The organism is Methanococcus maripaludis C5, from assembly GCF_000016125.1.
Classification (GTDB): Archaea; AGJL01; Methanococci; order Methanococcales; family Methanococcaceae; genus Methanococcus; species Methanococcus maripaludis_D.
In genome coordinates this window covers 1,345,221-1,364,542 of record NC_009135.1, presented here as the reverse complement: position 1 = coordinate 1,364,542, position 19,322 = coordinate 1,345,221, and the positions used below count along the sequence as shown (strand labels likewise).

General features: G+C 33.2%; 22 protein-coding genes. 9 read left to right on the top strand and 13 right to left on the bottom strand.

The window, feature by feature from the left end:
* Window positions 1-65: 65 nt before the first annotated feature.
* Complete coding sequence (gene psmA / locus MMARC5_RS07220) at window positions 66-845, bottom strand: archaeal proteasome endopeptidase complex subunit alpha (protein WP_011869170.1); 780 nt, start codon at window positions 843-845, stop codon at window positions 66-68.
* Window positions 846-1,017: 172 nt separating this feature from the next.
* Between psmA and MMARC5_RS09940 the strand changes: the two genes are divergently transcribed.
* A complete protein-coding gene (locus MMARC5_RS09940; RefSeq protein ID WP_269208416.1) occupies window positions 1,018-1,314 on the top strand; it encodes an iron-sulfur cluster biosynthesis family protein in 297 nt (98 codons plus the stop codon).
* A gap of 52 nt (window positions 1,315-1,366) precedes the next feature.
* Here the strand turns inward: MMARC5_RS09940 and MMARC5_RS07215 are convergent, their stop codons facing one another.
* Window positions 1,367-3,475, bottom strand: coding sequence for an acetate--CoA ligase family protein (locus tag MMARC5_RS07215; RefSeq protein WP_011869169.1), 2,109 nt, complete (start codon window positions 3,473-3,475; stop codon window positions 1,367-1,369).
* A gap of 142 nt (window positions 3,476-3,617) precedes the next feature.
* Here MMARC5_RS07215 and MMARC5_RS07210 point away from each other — a divergent pair, with 142 nt between their 5' ends.
* Window positions 3,618-5,129: a bifunctional ADP-dependent NAD(P)H-hydrate dehydratase/NAD(P)H-hydrate epimerase gene (locus MMARC5_RS07210; RefSeq protein ID WP_011869168.1), complete on the top strand. Its 1,512-nt coding sequence runs from the start codon at window positions 3,618-3,620 to the stop codon at window positions 5,127-5,129.
* A gap of 23 nt (window positions 5,130-5,152) precedes the next feature.
* Window positions 5,153-6,052 carry a PHP-associated domain-containing protein gene (locus MMARC5_RS07205; RefSeq protein ID WP_011869167.1) on the top strand — a complete coding sequence of 300 codons (900 nt, stop codon included), beginning with the start codon at window positions 5,153-5,155 and terminating at the stop codon, window positions 6,050-6,052.
* 27 nt (window positions 6,053-6,079) lie between these two features.
* Here MMARC5_RS07205 and hisH read toward each other — a convergent pair whose 3' ends face one another.
* The 7 genes from hisH to MMARC5_RS07170 form a co-directional block, all read right to left on the bottom strand.
* Entirely contained in the window at window positions 6,080-6,691 is a 612-nt protein-coding gene (gene hisH / locus MMARC5_RS07200; RefSeq protein ID WP_011869166.1) for an imidazole glycerol phosphate synthase subunit HisH, read from the bottom strand.
* Between the two features lie 12 nt (window positions 6,692-6,703).
* On the bottom strand, window positions 6,704-7,249 hold the full coding sequence (locus MMARC5_RS07195; RefSeq protein WP_011869165.1) for a TATA-box-binding protein: 546 nt from the start codon (window positions 7,247-7,249) through the stop codon (window positions 6,704-6,706).
* A gap of 130 nt (window positions 7,250-7,379) precedes the next feature.
* On the bottom strand, window positions 7,380-7,679 hold the full coding sequence (gene rpl12p / locus MMARC5_RS07190; RefSeq protein WP_011869164.1) for a 50S ribosomal protein P1: 300 nt from the start codon (window positions 7,677-7,679) through the stop codon (window positions 7,380-7,382).
* A gap of 84 nt (window positions 7,680-7,763) precedes the next feature.
* Window positions 7,764-8,771 carry a 50S ribosomal protein L10 gene (locus MMARC5_RS07185; protein WP_011869163.1) on the bottom strand — a complete coding sequence of 336 codons (1,008 nt, stop codon included), beginning with the start codon at window positions 8,769-8,771 and terminating at the stop codon, window positions 7,764-7,766.
* Window positions 8,772-8,784: 13 nt separating this feature from the next.
* Entirely contained in the window at window positions 8,785-9,426 is a 642-nt protein-coding gene (locus tag MMARC5_RS07180) for a 50S ribosomal protein L1 (protein WP_011869162.1), read from the bottom strand.
* Window positions 9,427-9,601: 175 nt separating this feature from the next.
* On the bottom strand, window positions 9,602-9,892 hold the full coding sequence (locus tag MMARC5_RS07175) for a DNA-directed RNA polymerase subunit L (RefSeq protein ID WP_011869161.1): 291 nt from the start codon (window positions 9,890-9,892) through the stop codon (window positions 9,602-9,604).
* Window positions 9,889-10,506 (bottom strand): DUF2067 family protein, encoded by a 618-nt coding sequence (locus tag MMARC5_RS07170; protein WP_011869160.1) that lies wholly within the window; start codon window positions 10,504-10,506, stop codon window positions 9,889-9,891. Before MMARC5_RS07170 ends, MMARC5_RS07175 begins: the two co-directional genes overlap by 4 nt.
* Before the next feature lie 642 nt (window positions 10,507-11,148).
* Here MMARC5_RS07170 and MMARC5_RS07165 point away from each other — a divergent pair.
* The 5 genes from MMARC5_RS07165 to MMARC5_RS07145 all read left to right on the top strand — a co-directional run bounded on the left by MMARC5_RS07165 (window position 11,149) and on the right by MMARC5_RS07145 (window position 14,934).
* Window positions 11,149-11,346 (top strand): hypothetical protein, encoded by a 198-nt coding sequence (locus tag MMARC5_RS07165; RefSeq protein ID WP_048058514.1) that lies wholly within the window; start codon window positions 11,149-11,151, stop codon window positions 11,344-11,346.
* A gap of 212 nt (window positions 11,347-11,558) precedes the next feature.
* Window positions 11,559-12,488 carry a tyrosine--tRNA ligase gene (locus MMARC5_RS07160; RefSeq protein WP_011869159.1) on the top strand — a complete coding sequence of 310 codons (930 nt, stop codon included), beginning with the start codon at window positions 11,559-11,561 and terminating at the stop codon, window positions 12,486-12,488.
* 17 nt (window positions 12,489-12,505) lie between these two features.
* Entirely contained in the window at window positions 12,506-13,561 is a 1,056-nt protein-coding gene (locus tag MMARC5_RS07155; protein ID WP_011869158.1) for a mechanosensitive ion channel family protein, read from the top strand.
* 33 nt (window positions 13,562-13,594) lie between these two features.
* Window positions 13,595-14,038, top strand: coding sequence for a DMT family transporter (locus MMARC5_RS07150; RefSeq protein ID WP_011869157.1), 444 nt, complete (start codon window positions 13,595-13,597; stop codon window positions 14,036-14,038).
* Window positions 14,039-14,307: 269 nt separating this feature from the next.
* Window positions 14,308-14,934, top strand: a complete 627-nt coding sequence (locus MMARC5_RS07145; protein ID WP_011869156.1) for a HoxN/HupN/NixA family nickel/cobalt transporter — start codon at window positions 14,308-14,310, stop codon at window positions 14,932-14,934.
* A gap of 76 nt (window positions 14,935-15,010) precedes the next feature.
* Here the strand turns inward: MMARC5_RS07145 and MMARC5_RS07140 are convergent, their stop codons facing one another.
* Genes MMARC5_RS07140 through truA form a run of 3 tightly spaced genes read right to left on the bottom strand, consistent with a single transcriptional unit; the run spans window position 15,011 to window position 17,190 of the window.
* On the bottom strand, window positions 15,011-15,652 hold the full coding sequence (locus MMARC5_RS07140; RefSeq protein WP_011869155.1) for a MarC family protein: 642 nt from the start codon (window positions 15,650-15,652) through the stop codon (window positions 15,011-15,013).
* A 19-nt stretch (window positions 15,653-15,671) separates the two neighbouring features.
* Window positions 15,672-16,388 (bottom strand): hypothetical protein, encoded by a 717-nt coding sequence (locus tag MMARC5_RS07135; protein ID WP_011869154.1) that lies wholly within the window; start codon window positions 16,386-16,388, stop codon window positions 15,672-15,674.
* A 13-nt stretch (window positions 16,389-16,401) separates the two neighbouring features.
* A complete protein-coding gene (truA, locus tag MMARC5_RS07130) occupies window positions 16,402-17,190 on the bottom strand; it encodes a tRNA pseudouridine(38-40) synthase TruA (protein ID WP_011869153.1) in 789 nt (262 codons plus the stop codon).
* Window positions 17,191-17,436: 246 nt separating this feature from the next.
* Between truA and larC the strand changes: the two genes are divergently transcribed.
* A complete protein-coding gene (gene larC, locus MMARC5_RS07125; protein ID WP_011869152.1) occupies window positions 17,437-18,654 on the top strand; it encodes a nickel pincer cofactor biosynthesis protein LarC in 1,218 nt (405 codons plus the stop codon).
* A gap of 8 nt (window positions 18,655-18,662) precedes the next feature.
* On the opposite strand, the gene MMARC5_RS07120 is transcribed toward larC, so the two are convergent.
* Window positions 18,663-19,322: a (Fe-S)-binding protein gene (locus MMARC5_RS07120; RefSeq protein WP_011869151.1), complete on the bottom strand. Its 660-nt coding sequence runs from the start codon at window positions 19,320-19,322 to the stop codon at window positions 18,663-18,665.

The following is a 19,322-nucleotide window of genomic DNA, read 5'->3' as shown; positions in this document are numbered from 1 at the left end:
TGCAATAAATAAAACAATAATGAGGGGTTTTTTTAGGTATTATTTTGAATTTATCTTAATTTAGCTTATTCAATATCTTCTTCGCCTTTATTTTTTTCAGCTTCTGCTTCTTCAGCTTCAACTTTTTTGTAAACTGCTTTTACGATTTTTTCGATTTCATCAACACTTATTTTTTCAACTAATTTTCCAGAATCCTTTACAATTGCCATATCAATGTTTTCAGGCTTTAATTCTTCAGTAGTTTTGCTTAAAGCGTAAAGTGCTAATTCCATTCCTTCGTTAACAGTCATATCTTCGCTATATTTTGATTCGAGAACTTCCATTGCAATAGGCCTTCCTGAACCGATTGCTGTTGCTTTGTATTCTATTAAAGCACCGCTTGGGTCAGTTTCAAACAATCTTGCACTATGTCTGTCGATTCCGGTAATTAAAAGTGCTAAACCAAATGGTCTTGCGCCGCCGTGTTGGGTGTATGCCTGTTTAATGTCACAGATTTTTTTTGCAAGTGCTTCAACGGTGATTGCTTCACCGTAGGAAATCCTGTTCATCTGTGCTTCGAGTCTTGCTCTATCGATTAAAACTCTTGCATCAGCAACTAAACCTGATGTGGCAGCTACAATATGGTCGTCAATCTGGAATATTTTTTCAATAGAAGAAACATCGATTAATTTGCTTGTAATTCTTCTATCAACTGCGAGAACTACTCCATCTTTACACTTAATGCCAACTGCAGTGGTTCCTCGTCTCACTGCTTCTCTAGCATATTCAACCTGGTAAAGTCTTCCTTCTGGGCTGAATATGGTTATTGCCCTATCGTATCCTGATGCCGGAACCATTTGTTGCATATAATTGCCTCCAAAATTTAAATTAATAAGTATGAATTGAAAATTAACGGTTATAATAACTACTTTTCGCTGAATTTTTATATATAGCTATCTTTTTATGTCTGAAACTCACTTCCGCTATATGTTAATATATTAGAAAATCTAATATATTCATGTACAGATAGGTGAGAAAATGATCCCTGTAACAATTTCCGAAGAAGCAAGGGAGTTTATAAACGAAAAAATAAACGATACGGGTTCAAAAGACTTGATCGTATTTTTCGAAGGTTTTGGTTGAGGTGGCCCTAAATTCGGGATTGACATCGCAAGTAAAATCGTCGAAACGGATGAAAAAATTTACGACGAAGATTTTAGAATCTTTATCGATAAAATGGCTAGACAGGTATTAAATGAAGTATATATTATCGTAAAAAAGTCCGTTTTCAGCGGAAAATATCTGGCAGTAAAAGGAGCAGGTGGCTGCTGTTAATTTAAGAACCCTAAAAGGGATTAAAAACAGCATATCCTATTTTTTTGTTATATTATTTTGTAATGATTAATGCATCTCCAACGAATCCGCCCTGCCCTTCTTCTTTTATGAATGCAGGATTGATATCAATTTCACTTATTTCTTCGTAGGTTTCCATTAAAACTCCGACTCTAACGATTAATTCTTTTAAAAATTCGATATCGCTTCTTTTTTCGCCCCTAACTCCCTCTAAGATTTTATATGATTTCAGGGATTGGAGTATTTCTCCAGCGTATTCTTTCGTTATTGGTGTAATTCCAAAAGAAACATCTTTTAAAACTTCTACGAATATTCCACCAAGTCCGGTCATAACAACAGGTCCAAATACGGGGTCTCTTTTAGCACCAATGATAATTTCTTTTCCGGTGACGAACTGTTCGATCAAGACACCATCGATTTTTCCATCGATTTTTCTATCAAACAGATATTTTTCCCCATTTTTTATTATCGTTTCAAATGCTTCGGATGCATCACTTGGATCAATTATAACACAACCTGCATCTGATTTGTGCAAAATATCCGCTGAAACAACTTTCATTACAACTTTTCCTAAATTTTCAGCGTATTCTTTAGCTTCTTCTTTGGATGTGGCAACAAATTTTTCAGGGATTGCAAATCCATTCAATTTTAAAAATTCTTTTGAGTTGCTTTCATTTGCATTTGCGAGCAATTCATCAATTTTTTCTTGGTTGTTAGCTTTAGCATCTGCTATTTCGGTTCTGATTTCATTTAAGTATTCGGGACTGTCGTATTTGTCCATGAGGTGGCTTTGTCTGTATAAACAAGCCAATGCCTTAACTGCAAGTTCCGGGCAGATAAATGATGGAATTCCCTTTTCTTGTAAGTAGCTTCTTGCTTCCAATACGGAAGTTCCTCCAACAAAAGATGCAACGATCGGAATTTTATCTTTTTTACAGATCATGTAGTTTTTAAGTTTTACAAGTTCTCTTGCAACACCGAGTGCATCAGTCATTCCTTGTGGAGTCAATATTGCGAGTAATCCATCTACGTTTGGGTCATTTTCAACCAATTCAAATGCATGTTTATATCTATCAACATCTGCATCTCCTATTAAATCCAGTGGATTTGAAATACCTGATGTATCGGGCAAATATTTTTTCAATTCAGAAACAGTTGTTCCTGAAAATTCTGCAAGTTCCAGTCCGAAATTTTCAACAGAATCTGCCGCCAAAACACCAAATCCTCCTGCATTTGTAATAACTGCAAGTTTTTTGGATCTCATTGGAGGTTGTACCGAAAATATTTTTAATAAATTTACGAGGTCTTCAAAGCTTTCTACGTTAAATACACGGCTTTTTTTGAATGCAGCATCATATACCGCATTGTTTCCTGCAAGGCTACCTGTGTGTGAAGAAGCAGCTTTTGCACCTTCTTCGGACTTTCCACTTTTTAAAACAATTACTGGTTTTTTCCTTGAAATTTTTTTAGCAGCACTTATGAATTTTTCGTCCTTTAACCCTTCAATATAAAGCGCTACAACTTTTGTGTGGGGATCATTTTCAAGGTAATTTAATAGTTCATATTCTTGAACGTCGATTTTGTTACCCATACTAACGATTTTTGAAAATCCTAGGTTATAATAATTTGCAATATCGAGCAGTGCAGTCATAATTGCCCCACTTTGTGAAATAAATGCAATATTGCCCATGTTTGAAAATTCTTTACTGAATGATGCGTTTAAATGGTTATGAAGATTTATCACACCAAGGCAGTTTGGACCGATTGTTCTAATCCCATACTGGTCAATAATTGCCTTTAACTTGTCTTCTAACACGTGGTTGTTGGTTTCTGCAAATCCTGCAGTAATAATTATTGCGGATTTTACTCCTTTTTTTCCACATTCTTCCATAGCATCTACTGCATATTCTGCAGGAATTGATATAATTACAAGGTCTGGGGCTTCAGGAAGGTCTAAAACAGAACCGTAGCATTTAATCCCGTATACCTCATTGTATTTTTTGTTAATAGGGTATACTTTTCCACCGTGCTGTTTGAAATTCAGCAGGTTTTTCATTACGGACTGTCCAACTTTTCCTTCAATTTCCGATGCACCAATTACTGCAACTGATTTTGGGTTGAATATTCCTTCAAGAGTGTTCACATATATCCCTCGGTTTGTTATATTTTGATAAATATAATTATAATTAATAATAATTAACAATAGGTAATTACAGTTTAATTTAATATATGAATCTTTCGGATTTGAAGTTAATAATAAATTCATTTTTCGGGTGTTGGCGGGTATGGAAGAGATCAAATGCGTTCAGGAAAGAGGAAATATTTTAAAATTTGAACAGCTAAGAGCAAAACTCAAGATTAATGATAAAAAGGGCATATCTTCTTTTGAAATAAAGGTGATTGACGAAAATTCAGAACAGTACGGAATCTCAAAAGAAACATTGATGGAAAATGCTGGAAGGGCTGTTTTTGAAGAAATTGTTAATTTAAACGTTGATTTCTCAAAAGCGTATGTATTATGCGGTACGGGAAATAATGGTGGAGATGGTTTCGTTATTGCACGACACCTTGCGAATAATTTTGCTACATTTGTCGTATTAATTGGAAATGAAGGAAAACTAAGAACTTCTGAAACTCAAAAAAACTTTAATATCATAAAGAATATGGAACGTTTTGGTAATTTGGATTACATAAATATTTTAGAAAATGAAAAGGTAATGGAGTTACTAAAAACGATTGAAACTGAACTAAAAAATGAAAAAATACTGATAATTGATGCAATGCTCGGAACAGGAGTTACTGGAAATTTAAAAAATCCCTATTCAATAACGGTTGATTATTTGAATGCTTTAAAGGGCAAATACTATGAAAATTTGAAAATAATCAGTGTAGATGTCCAAACTGGAAATTTAAAATCCGATCTGGAAGTTATACTCCACAAAAAAAAGACTGAGAACAAAAATAAAAATTTTGTTGTCAAAAGTATTGGAATTCCAAAATATATTGAAAATATGGTTGGAAAAGGGGATTTTTACCTTTTAAACAAAAGAAAGCAAAATTCCCACAAAGGACAGAATGGAAAAGTGCTGATAATTGGTGGATCGAAAGAATATCATGGTGCCCCCGTTTTTTCGGCCCTTGTAGCTTCTAAATTTGCAGACCTTGTTACAGTTGCTTCAGTTTCAAAAGTTATGAATACAGTTCGAAATTATCCTGAATTAATGCCGTATGAATTAAATGGAAATTATATTGGTCAAAATCATGTAGGTGAACTTTTAAAATTGTCTGAAACGTATGATTGCACAGTTTTAGGAAGCGGAATTTCAATAAATAATGATACAAAAGAGTTTGTAAATTCCTACATTAATGAAACAAATGGAAAAGTAGTTATTGATGCTGATGCAATAAAGTTAATAGACTATGAAAATTTTGAATTCAAAAATAATTTTATATTTACCCCACACAAAAAAGAATTTGAATATCTCGAAAATTATATCGAAAGTTCAAAATTCAAATCAACCGCGGTTCTAAAAGGCAGTCCTGACATCGTGTTTAATTCTAATAATATTAAAATGAACGTTACTGGAAATCCGGGAATGACCTCTGGCGGAACTGGAGACATATTATGCGGAATTATTGGTGCAATTTATTCCTGTAATGACGCATTTCCTTCAACATGCTGTGGAACGTATATAAACGGATATTGTGGAGATTTATTGGAAAAAGAATATGGATATTATTACAATTCAACAGATATTATCAAAATATTGCCAAAAGCACTAAAAGAACTTCTATAATAACTAACTTATTGAGGGAACTCATGGAAAATAACGTATTTAATGCAGATATGCATATTCACACCAAATACTCTGGAATGATGAAGTATATGGGATTAAAATTTCCAGATTCGGTTGAAGAGCCGTTAAAAGTAATGAAATGTGCAAAAGCAAATGGCATGGATATAATTGCTGTAACTGATCATAACACGATTAAAGGCGCTCTTGAAACGAAAAAATACGAAAAAGAGTTTGGAATCGAAGTTGTAGTTGGAAGCGAAATAATGTCAAAAGATGGTGAAATTTTAGGATTATTCTTAAATGACGATATCCCAAAAAGACTGTCTGGTGAAGAAACTATCGAAAGAATCCATGAACAGGGCGGACTTGCAGTATGCCCTCACCCTTACAGCCCAATCTGTGAAGCAATCGGCGATAAGGTATTCGAACTTGATTTTGATGGAGTTGAAGTTTACAATGCATACCACAGAGATGGAATTGTAAACAACATTGCACTTGATAAGGTTCTGAAAAACTATCACAAGTCTCCTTTTGCATTTTTAGGAAATAGTGATGCGCATTTAGCAAGAATGATTGGAAATGGAAACACCAAATTTGAAGGAAACTGTGCAGATGATTTATTTAATGCAATAAAACACAGAAAAACAACTTACGAAGGAACGCCAACTCCACTTTCAGATATAATTTTGTGGAGTTACAATGTAATTTACGCTTCAGAAAAAGCGCTTTTAAGATCAATGGTCAGAAAAGAAGATAACATTGTAAATTACAACTGCTCGAAATTTAAAAAAGGTCTCGCGGCATTTGGTGGTTTAATGTATATTGGAACGCCACTCCCGCTTCTTGCAGGGGTTTTGGGAAACATATATCTTAAGAAAAAAGCAAAACAGAAATTAAAAGAAGTAATTCAAGAAGTTATTTAATTTTTAAGTTTTTTTATTTTTAAATAATTAAATTAATTCAACAAAGTTTTCAATCATTTTTAAACCGTTTTTACCACTTTTTTCAGGATGGAACTGGGTAGCATAAACGTTTTTTTTATTTAAAACACACGGGAATTCGTAACCGTAATCAGTAGTCCCTGAAATCACGTTTTTTTCTGAAGGATTTACGTGATACGAATGTACAAAGTAAAAATATTCATTATTCGCTATTCCTTCAAAAAGGGGAATATCTTGAACTTGATTTACTGTATTCCAGCCCATGTGGGGGATTTTTTCAGAATGCCTAAATTTTATTACGTCTCCAGATATTACTCCGAGACCAGGAATTTTGGGACATTCTTCACTTTTTTCAAGAAGTAACTGCATTCCTAAACAAATTCCTAAAAACGGAACGTTTTGAACACATTTATTAATTATTTCATTTAGGGAACAGTCTCCGGTTTTTTGGGAAATATTTTTCATTGAATCTCCAAAATTTCCAACACCTGGGAGGACTAACTTGTCAGCACTTAAGAGAATTTCGGGGTCACTTGTAACAACGATGTCTTTCGTGTAGAGTTCAAGTGCCTTTTCGATACTCCTCAAGTTGCCTGCATTATAATCAATTATTGCAATCACGATTATCCCGTTTTAGTATAATTCTTCTTCGAGTTCTTTCAATGTTTTAGATATTTTCTCATATGCTCTGTATGCATCTTCGATTACTTTTAATCCAGTAATTACAACTTTTCCACTACCGAATATTAATACAACAACTTTTGGGTCGCTTAATCTGTAAACTAATCCTGGAAACTGTTCTGGTTCATATTCTGTGCATTCTAAGGTGGATATATCATCTAAATTAGGTTCCATTCCAAGTTCGGTTGTAGCAACCATGTTTTGTACGTTTACTTCAGGATTGTCGATGAGATCCATTCCTGCTTCTTTCAATTCTTTAGTTATTTTGTTTATTGCAATTACTGCATCTTCTTTGCATTTTGCACCGGTACAATTTAATTTACCACTTCTAAATATCAAAAGTGCAACTTTTGGGTCGCTTAATCTGCAAACCAGTCCGGGAAACTGTTCTGGTTCATATTCTGCGTTATCTAATATATCTGCGGCATATTCTAAGTCAATATCTGTTCCGATCTGTGTCGATACAACTACGTTTACGATTTTGATTTCAGGTTCCACATTTTCACCAGTTTATATATCTGGTATAAATTTCTATTTATATAGTATATAAACGTTTATATGTTAAATTATATATTTAAATCTACCAATTAATATGCCTAAAATAAAAAGAGAGTATTCGGAAAAGTAATTATCCGAATAAAGCACCGAGACCAGCTGCAGCAGCTGCTCCTGTGTCTTCTTTTTTCTCTTCTTTCTTTTCTTCAACTGGTGCAGCTGCAGTAGCTGCAGGAGCAGCAGCGGCTACTGGTGCGATTGCAGCTTTTTCGATAGCTTCTGCAATGTCAACACCTTCTAAAGCAGCAACCAAAGCTTTAACTCTAGCTTCGTTTGCTTCAACGCCACCAGCTACTAAAATAGCTTTAACAGCGTCTTCTGTGATTTCTTTACCTGCTGAATTTAATAATAATGCTGCGTATATGTATTCCATAAAGTACACCTCCAAGATGCATGAACCTTTTTTTGAAATTATCCGTTTGTATATATATTTTTTTGTATTGTATTATAAATTATTTTAGAAGAGCATTCCAAGACCTGCAGATGGTGCAGCTTCTTCTTTTTTCTCTTCTTTCTGTTCCTCAACAGGAGCTTCTTCAACTGGTGCAGCTGCGCCTGATGAAATTTTTCCTTTTAAGTCTTCGTCTAAAGCGTCATCGCCAGCAAGGCCTGCAACAGCAATCATTTGAGCGTAAGCTTTTCCAAGGATTGCATCAGCGGTTTTGTCTGTTACGAATGCACTTTCAACTGATACAGCTTTTGCATCGTTGAATGCTTTTTGAACGATTGTTTCAACTGTCGCGCTTGTTGGGATAACAGCGTTAACTGACAAGTTGAATGCACTTGTGTAAGCTTTTTGGATTTTTCCGATGAATTCTTCTTCATCGATTTTCAAATCGCTTTCAGTGTATATAATACCATCTTCGTAAACTCCGAGTACGTTTAAACCAACTGTAACTGGTTTAATACCTAATGCAGAGAGTACAACTGAAAGTTTTTGTGAAACAACTTCGCCTTCTTTTACAACGACGGTGTCTTCTTTGATTCCGATTTTACCCTTATCAATAGCAGCGGGTAATCCAACTGCTTTCAATTCACTTAAGAAAGGTCCTGGTGGCATTCCTGTTGAACCAGCTTTAATTTCGATATCGCATGGAGCAACTGCGCCTCCTTTAACAGGTGCAGGGCTTTTGCTTTCATCAAGTGTTTTATATAATTTGAATGGGTTCATTTCGGTAGCAATGATTGCAGCACCTTTGTCCATGTAATCTACTAACTTAGCAAATTCAGGATTTCCGGTTTCTTCAGCAACTTCTTCAATTGCCCTTTTCATGAGTGTGTTTCTTGACATTTTTAATGTCATTTGGTCTCTGATTTTGTCCCTGATTTCTTGGAGTTGTACCGCAGGAACTTCCATCATGTCAATTAATGCAATAATGCTTGAACTTTTAAGTAATTCTTTTAATGCATTAACTTCTTCAATTTTCCAAGGGGCAATCTTATGTTCTGATTTAGCGTCGATCATATTTTCAACCCCTCTATTTCTCAATAGGAGCAGCTGCGCCCATTGTAAGTTTTGTAAATGCACTTTTAACGTGGTAGAGTCCTTTTTCGTATTTTCGGGACACTACGTTTAAAATTGCTTCAGCATTTGCAGCAAGCTCATCATCGCTCATAGATTCGTGGCCAATGTACACTTGGAATAATGCTTTATCCCTTGTGTTGATTGAAACCGTTTTTTGGAATCTAGCAACTAATGGAGCTAAATTTGCATTACCTGGCACTGGTTGTGGCATTTTACCTCTAGGACCTAGAACAGGACCTAATGATTTACCTACCAATGGCATCATATCAGCCTGAGCGATAAAGAAGCCATGTGCGTTAGCAATTTTTTTAGCTGTTTTTTTGTTTTTACCTAATTCTTCTAATTCTTCCTGTCTTATTACAGTGAGGCCCATTTCTTCTGCTTGCGCAGCCAAGTCACCTTTCGCAATAACCGCAATCGCTACGTCTTTACCTCTTCCACTTGGTAAAACGATTTGTTCTTTCAATCTGTTTTCAGGTCTTGAAAGATCCAACTCTTTTAAGTTGACGATGAGATCTACGGATTGCGTGAAGTTTCGCGGCTTAGCAAGAGTTCGAGCCTCCTTCACTGCGTTCAGTATTTTTTCACTGTCCATGTTGATGCCTCCTGTAATTATTTAACCGCACCAATGCGATCTAAACATGGGGCAGACATACTATCACTTACTATTATATATAAGTTTCTGAGATAAAAGAAGTCACTTTTTTAAAAGTCGGGTTAAAAACGCCTGTATTTAGTTAAAAAAGAATTTATGCGTATTAAATTATTACTTATAATTCTTTAAGTGTTTTGTTGCAGAGATCGACGATGTCTTTTAAAGCTTCTTTTAAAACTTTTTCTGCATCCGTTTTTTCATCAGTTTTTAACATGATTGTTGGGTTTGAAATGTATCTTCCAGTATCTGGATCTAAAACAGGGTGTTCTACACCGTATGATGCGAGAATGACACCTTTTTTGGATAACAATACTTCTTTTATCAAGTTGCTCAAGGAGTGGTCGTCATTTACCAATTCTAATTCGATAAAGTTTTTGCTTTTTTCAACAATGTTAACGTAGTTCATTTTTTCACACTCAAAAGTTCTTTTCTTGTTAAATATATATCCTTATTAAGAACAATTTTCTCGTCTTCTTCTCTAAATAGTTCTTTTTCAAGTCCTTCTTCGATTAATTCATCGATATCTCGCCCTGTTATGTACGCCGCAAGAGTTATTACGTTTTTAACAGGTTTTGATCCAATATTATAAAAGTTGAGTTCAGAGTAAATATCAAGAATGTCTTTTAAGATACTATTAATCTCTTCTATTTTATGTTCACACTTGATTACGTTTTCATCTTTTAAATATTTAAAATTAATTTTTAATGCAGTGAGTGTATCCAAAACAAGGTCTTTGTTTACTGGGTATTTTAAATCGTTTAGTTTGTATTCAAATAATCCTTTAGCATCTTTATTGTATTTATTGTGAACTGTATCGATAATATTGAGTATATTTTTATGATCTTCTACAAGTTTGTACTTTTCATCGCCAAATATCTTTATTCTTGCACTGTTGTATGCATTATTCTCTGAATAATTTGCTTTTGCATCAAATGAATAATCAATGCCTAATTTAGATATCCTTTCGCAGATTTCGATGATTTCTTCTTCAGTTCCTTTAATTGATATTATTCTTTTCATAATTCTCACCAGAGGGGTCCGAAATAGTCTCTTCAAAAAATAGATACAAAACTTCAAAAAAGTTAATCCGTGTCATATATAAAACTATGTAGTTATACTTTACGCCTCAAAAATATAAAACTGTTGGCAAAATAAAAGTAGTTTTTTTAACTTTTGCATATTTACAAAAACCATATCAAAAATGTTATATATATTATTGCCCATATGGGGAATAGTCCTGCAAAACTTCTATCTGATTATTCTAGGTTAATAAAACCTCAAATATTTGCAGGATACCTCTATTCTTCAAATAGGATTCTGCAATTAAAAAAAGAAAGTAAGGCGATATTAAATAGATTATCTATGCTGTTTTTGTTGCGGTTGTTGTTTCTTTTGTTCTTGCTGTTTCTTAGTGTCTGGCATATATACCACCCCTTTTATTACAATATATAATTTATTTCTGTTCTATTTAAAATTTATCAGATTAATGAAGTCCTTCTTTTAATTAAACGTATAATTATAAACTATAATCAATAATATCTATTTTTAAAGCTTTAATGGTTCTGCGTTCGAAAATCGATTTATATATTTGGTGCCAGCAAAACTCTGAAAATTTATTTAACTGTTTTTGAAGAGAATTGTAATTACAAAAGGGGGGAGATTATGGTACATGTTTCATATTCGAGCGTAAATGAAACGCTTGACCACTGGAAATTTAGGAAAAATATGAGAAATCGGATTAAAAACAGCTTTAATCTGGAAAGACTTTTCAAAGCACACGAAAAATACCGGGATTTGGAAAATACGGTTTATAACAAAATAAAAAAACGAGAAGAAAAGGAAAAGAAATCTAAAAAATAAATTACTACTTTTTTTATTTTAGTCTATTTGAATCTGTTTTTTTACACGCAAGTTTTACACGCAAGTATAAGAAAAAAATCAGAAAAGTATAAATCGGTAAGATTAGACATTAGTATAGATACAACAATTACTTTTATAACAGAATCAGAATATTACTCTAAATCACGAATAAACGTTTTTATTGTTGATATTTGTAAAAATCAGGCGAAAACATGTTAGAATCTATATTAAAAAACACTTCAGAAATTGTATCAAGCGAAGAACTAGCTGAACTTTTAAAGAAAGAAGAAAAAATTGCATACATCGGTTTTGAACCAAGTGGTAGAATTCACATGGGCCATTACTTGCAGATAAGAAAGATGATCGATCTTCAAAAGGCAGGATTTAAAATATTAATATTATTGGCAGATTTACACGCATACTTAAACCAAAAAGGAACGATGGAAGAAGTAAGGGCTCTCGGCGAAGAAAACAGGAAAGTATTCGAAGCAATGGGTCTTGTTGCAGATTATGTTTATGGAAGCGAGTTCCAGTTAAAAGACGAGTATACAATAGACGTTTACAAACTCGCACTTTCAACCACATTAAACAGGGCAAGAAGGAGCATGGAAGTAATTGCCAGAGAAGACGAAAATCCGAAAGTCGCAAGTGTGGTATATCCATTAATGCAGGTAAACGATATAAAACACTTAAATGCGGACGTTGCAGTTGGTGGAATGGAGCAGAGAAAAATTCACATGCTTTCAAGGGAAATTTTGCCTAGCATGGGATACAAAGCTCCAGTATGCATACACAACCCTGTTTTAACTGGACTTGATGGCGAAGGCAAGATGTCTTCCTCAAAAGGAAACTTCATTGCAGTAGATGACGATGAAGCTACAATTAAGAAAAAAATGAAAAACGCATTTTGCCCTATGAAAGAAGTTTCGGGAAACCCGGTTTTGGAAATTGCTAAATACTATATCGAATACCCTGCAACTGTGAAAAGGCCGGAAAAATTCGGTGGAGATTTAGTTTTAGAATCTTACGAAGCTTTAGAAAATGCATTTGTTGAAGGACTTCACCCAATGGATGTTAAAAACCTCGTTTCAGATCAATTAATTGAAATTTTAAGACCGATTCGTGAAAAAATGAATGAATAATGATAAATAGTGAAATTATGGCGTTAGATCAATTATATTTTGGAAATACATTGTATTCATACATGATATTTTTAATATTCATATTTTTTGGAATATTTTTTGGAAAAGTAATGTACATATTTTTAAATAAGTATGTACGAGTTCTTGCAGGAAAAACAAAGACTAAATTAGATGATGTAGTACTTGATGCAGTAGAAATTCCGTTAATAATTGTTGTTTTTGTTTTATTTTTTAAGTATGGCTTAAAAAATTTAGTTTTACCTGATCATCTAGCTTTGTGGCTCAATGAATCCTTAACGGTAGCACTAACTTTTGCAGGAGTTTTATTTTTACTTAAAATTGTGGATGATATAATTGTAAATTATGTGGTTCCAATTGTTGAAAAGTCAGAAAATAAACTCGACGACCAGCTTGTTCCTTTAATGAGAAAACTGGTCAAATTTTTGATTTTTATTGCAGGTTTGCTGCTTATTTTATCAAATGTTGGTTATAACATTTCAGCACTTCTTGCAGGACTTGGTATCGGTGGTTTGGCAGTTGCGCTTGCTGCAAAAGATACAATCGAAAATTTAATTGCTGGATTTATTATAATTGTTGACAGGCCTTTTAAACTGGGCGACTGGATAAACTGGGGCGGAAAGGAGGGTATTGTAGAAGAAGTTGGAATCCGGAGTACGCGGGTTCGTTCATTTGGAGATACCATAATCACTGTTCCAAATGCAAACATCGTCCAAACTGAAATTGAAAACTTCTCAGAACGGAGAAAAAGACAGGTAAAAGCAACAATTGGTTTAACTTATGATACACCTGTTGACAAAGTAAAACGTGCAAAAGAAATAATAGAAAACGTTTTAAATGATCATCACGGAGTTGTAGATCCTATAAGGGTTTCATTCGTTGAATTTGGAAGTTTTTCACTTGATTTAAGGGTGGAATACTTTGTAAGGGATTTCGGGTTTGATTTCTTCTTAAATACAAAGGATGAAGTAAATATAAAAATCAAAGAAGAATTTGAAAAAGAGAATATCGAATTTGCATTCCCTACGCAGACTGTATACTACAAAAAAGAATAATGATCTATTTTTATTATTTTTAAAGGGAAATTTATGGATAAGACTTGGGCGTTAATTTTTGCAATTGTTGTTGGATTTGTAGCATCACTTCAACCGATAGTAAATTCAAAATTGGGACAAAATATCGGTTCTAAAAATGCAGTATTTGTAAATTTCTTAATTGGACTCTTTTTAATTGGGTTAATAATTTTAATTAGTGATCCTTCTTCGATTAAACAGCTTTCAAAAGTACCTGCAATAAATCCGGTTTATCTTCTCGGAGGAATTATGGGTGTAATTATTGTTCTGCTTTCATTAATTGTAGTGCCGGAACTTGGAGCGCTTTCTGCATTTTCAATTTTTGTTGGAGTTCAATTGATAAGTGGTGCATTAATTGATCATTTTGGAATATTTGGGATCCAAAAATCACCAATAACTCTTCTTAAAATATTTGGAATAGCTTTACTGCTTATTGGAATGAGAATACTGGTTAAATAATTTTAAAAATAAATTTTGTTATATTTTAATATTAAAAAACTTTTTTAAAATATTATTTAATGATATTTCACTATCTAACTAATTATTTAGTACTATTTATGAAAACTTCATAGTAATCATGTATTTATATTGATAAAAAATAAAGTAATACTAAATATTAAATTATTGTAAATATCTATAAAATTGTAATATTAAGAATCGACAGATTTTGTTATTTGAAATTTAGTATTACTCAAATTTTAAGGAAAAAGTTATCAAAAGTGATTGTTATGGAGTTTATTATATGTTTTTCAGCTTTTTTACTTGGTGCCATGCACGCACTTGAACCGGGTCACGGAAAATCTATAATGGCAGCTTATGTGATTGGAACAGATGCAAATCTTAAAGAATCACTTACCCTTGGTTTTACAATCCTGTTTTCTCACGTAGTTATCATATTTCTCCTAGGATTGTTTTCAATCTATATGGTGGAATATTTTAACATTGGATATGTAACTACAGTAATGGAAGTTCTTGGTGGAGTTATTCTTTTATTGGTTGGAGCATGGATTGTTAAAAGCTATTATTTCCCTCATGAACACAGTATTGACACGAATAAAAGTTCAATAGCTATTGGATTGTCTGCAGGTTTGGTTCCATGTCCTGCAGCTCTTGCAGTATTGTTATTTAGCATATCCAACAATGCGATATTTGATGGGTTTTATTATGTATTAGTATTTAGCATAGGCCTTGCAGCGAGTATTGCGTTATTTTCGATACTATTTGTTAAAAGCAAAGATTTTTTAGAAAAATACGTCAAAAACGAACAGATAAACAAACTGCCATTAATTAGCGGGATAATAATTATATTATTTGGATTTTGGAATATTTCTGGTCCACTACTAGGAATTCATTAAAACGGGCTTTTTATTTTTTTAGAATATAATACTATTATTTAAAAAAAAGTAGGAAATAAAAATTATAATTTTGAAGTTATCCAAAGACCATTAATATTCCATCAAGGGCCATTTGGATAGATATTGCGGTAAGTACAAGACCCATCATTTTTGTAAGTACCTTAAATCCTATTTTACCGAGCATTTTTTCCAGATCTTTTGAAAACTTGAGCACAAAGTAAGATATGATTATACAAAGTGATATTGCAATTATCACCGAAATTTTTCCATCAAAATCACTCGTCTGTGCCATCATGGCAATAACTGCGCTGATAGAACCTGGACCAGTTAGTAAAGGAACAGTTAACGGAACTATTGCGATTTCATCCATTTCTTCAATTTCTTCAGCATGGCTTTTTAAATGGGATTCAAGTTTAGGGCTTTTTTCTACCTTAGACGTGTTTCCCTGAATCATGTCGAGTGCAATCAAAAAGAGTAAAACTCCACCCGTAATCTTGATTGCAGGAATTGAAATTCCAAAAAACCCGATAATCTGATTTCCAAGCAGTGCAAACATCATAAGGATTATAAACGCTGCAAGCATGGATTTTCGTATTATCTTGATTTTTTCAACTTTGGAGTACTGGCTAGTAAGAACTAAATACGTTGGAATTACTCCAAATGGGTTTAATATGGAAAATAATGATGTAAATGCCAGTATTGCAAATTGTACGTCCATATTTTCAACTTTTTTTCATTTATAGCAGGTTATTTTTTCTTTTTATTCCGTTGTATAGATCGATAGCATTTCCATTTAAAAAGGCAGTCATTGTATAAATTACTCCCGGGGGCATAATGTTTGTTGGAGATCCTCTTTTAACAAAGTAAACGTTTTCAAATCCCAAAAGGCCGCCATAAATCATGCCTGCAATTTTTTTCAAATCTCTTACATTTTCAAGGGTAATTACTACAACCGGATCATCGGTAGAAACTCCAGAATATCCAATTCCTGGAATTTTTTTAGGTGAATCTGAAACACTCGAAGATGAATCGTGCCCAAATTTTTTTCCGATTTCTTCAACAAAAATAGCTGCTTCATTTACGAAATCCTCACCGCAGTAAGTATCAAACCCGATAATCAATGAATCCCCATATTCTGACGTTGTTTTAGAAAGTGCGTACGAAACACCTTCACCGGCAGTTTCAGGATCTTTTGAAACCCCATTTAGGTCTTCAAAACCTTCAGCGTGTTTGTGAAGTAATTTAAACACGATGTTATTAACTTCTTCAATTTTATCTTCAGAAACAAAGGATGAAATTACAATGTCGTCTCCAGTGACGTTTGTAATTGTGGATTTTACTCCAATTTTTGACATTTCCAACTGGAGTTCTCTCTCTACTTTCTCATTAACAACTTCGCTTGCTTCGACATCATTTGAGGATATGTCGACACTTATTGAGGAGATGTACTTCACAATATCACTCTTTTCAGGTTTTCGATAAAACGGTTTTACAGAGTCCAAGTCTCATCAAACTGTTGTTCAGGGATTTTTCCCAGCTATTTTTTAAGTTTCTAATAACATAACTATCCAAATCAATGTCAATATTAGTTTTGACGTCGACCAGTATTAAACCTTCGGCAGGAGATGGGGGGTAACCTTTTTTGTATTCTTCCGATAGGATTAATTCGATAAATTTTTCAGGATCCTCGATTTTGTGTTTTCCAATATCTGAAAGGAGCCTAATAATTCTTCGAACCATGTTCCAGAGAAAACTCTCTCCAAAAATATCAATGGTAATAAAGTAGTCATTTGAGGATATTTTAATGTCGTAAAGTGTCCGAACTGGATCTTTTACCTTTGTTTTATCCCTTTTTGATAAATTCTGGAAATAATGTGTTCCGATTAGTTTTTCAGATGCCTTTTTCATTAATTCGACATCATGGTTTTTGTTTGGTAATGTGTACTGGTAGTGCCTATGTTCAATTTCTGGAAAAATTTCAATCTCCTTACATCCCAAAACCCATATTCCGTCCCATTTAAGTTTAGACTGAACTCTTGGAAGTACGGGTTTTTTGTCCATTTCATAAACCACGTAATTTCCAAGTGCAGCTACTCCTCGATCAGTTCTTCCGCCGTGGTAAAGCGGAACTTTATCCTTGTTATCTAAATATCCGCAGTCCAAAAGTGCATTTGAAATTTTGTCACAGACGGTTTCTCCATGGGGCTGTGTTTGAAAGCTTAATTTTCCATCGTATGCAATCTTAAATATGTACATTTTATCACAATTATATTTCAGAATTTCTCGGAAGGTCCTTTTCGATATATTTTACAAATATATTAATTTATCGAAATTTGGAATTTCAAAATAATTATCAATACTACCTTATTCAAAGATACTTTTTTAATTATTGCATTCAACTTTTACAAAAAAAGATATTTATTTTTTTAAAAAGTCAGATGCTTTAAAAATATTTAAATTTTAAGAAATATAATTATTTTTAACAGTTTATCTCGTGATAATATGACAAAAGTTTTAGTAATTGACCCAAAAATTGCAGGAATGTCTGGAGACATGTTTGTTTCATCATTACTCGCACTTACAAATTCCTACGATTTAATGGATGAAGTGATTTTGGAATTAGAAAAATTAGACAGTTGTAACTCATTTAAAATATCCGTAATGGACGAAAAAGTAAACGGAATTTCTGCAAAACGGTTAAAAATTGGAATTGACGAAGAAAAGATAAAAAATCCAGATAAATTAAAAGAAATTATTGTAAATACTTCTAAAAATTTAAAAATGTCCGAAAAAGGAGTTAAAATTTGTGAAAATATTATAAATGATTTAATTGAAGCAGAAGAAAAGCTTCACGGGCATCATTTTCATTTACACGAGATATCTTCATTAGATACGGTTTTTGACATAGTTTTACCAGTATTAATTTTAGAAAAAAATGGATTTTTAAACGGAAAAATTTATTCAACCCCACCTGCACTTGGAAATGGAAGAATATCTATGGATCACGGAATTATTTCAAGTCCTGCACCTGCAACACTTGAAATTTTATGTAAACACGAATTAAAATGTTCAAAAGTAGATTCTGACTTTGAATTGTTAACTCCAACTGGGGCTGCAATTCTTTCAAACGTTACAGATGAATTTACAGACTCATACCCAGAAATAATTCTTTTAAAAACCGCATACGGTGCCGGAACTAAACGAATGGAAAATATTCCAAATGTTTTAAGGCTAGTTGAAGGAAAAACCGATGAAAAAATAATTGAAAAAACAGTAATTTTAGAGACGAATATTGATGATATTTCATCAGAAGTTTTAGCATACGCTGTTGAGCGGCTTTTAAACGAAGGAGCACCCGATGTATTTATAACTCCAGTATTTGGTAAAAAAAATCGGCCATCGAGTATGATTTCTGTGATATGCCCATATTACACCCATGAAAAATATGCAAAAATTTTAATCGAAGAAACCGGAACTCTTGGAGTTAGGATTAACCATTATGATAAAATCAGGGCTAAACGAAGACTTGAAAAAGTAAAAATCAATATAAATGAAACTGATTTTGAATTTGACGTGAAAATCTCTGATTTAAATGGGAAAATCGTAAATATAAAACCCGAATTTGAAGATTTGAAAAAAATTGCGGAAAATTTAAATATTCCGTTAAAAGATGTTTTAAGGCATGCAAATTCCAAAATAAAAGAAATTTATGGTTTTTAAATATTATATTACCATACTTTTAAATCAATTCCTTCAATTAAAACCCTGTTTCCTTCAACTTCAACGACAACGCCGCTGTGGACTTTCTGCATCATGCAGTGAGTTGGAATAAATTTAACTGTTTTTCCAACTTCGGGAGTTTTACCTCTGTAAACTCCTTCAAATGCAGCAACGAGTGCAATTCCAACTTCAATATATTCTATTTTTTCTGAATTAAACCGGTTGCATGGTCCTTCTAAATGTACAACATACATGCCGTGGCTATCATCGATTATTTCAGCAAAATGGGGAATTGGGCATCCTAACGGTCTGTATTTAATATGATCGCCCTTTTTTATCGGATTTTTTGAAAGAATTATGAGTGTTTCCCTGCAAGAATGCTCTTTTGGAAGCGGGTCAAGTAAAAAGTCAGCTTCATATCCATCCAAAAGTCCAATAAGTCCGGGTTTAGGCGCACATGTTTTTTTAATTTCAAGAGGTTCTAAAACTGATACAAGCTCTTTTATTTTTTCAATGTTTCCTTTAAATTCTTCTTTGAATAATGATGGGCAGTTTTCAGGGGTTTCTCCTTCAAGGATTTTTTCTGCGAAGAGATCACATCTTTTAAACCCACATGCTTTGCAGTTATATCCTGGAAGCAGTTTTATAATTTCTTTTATGTTTTCCAT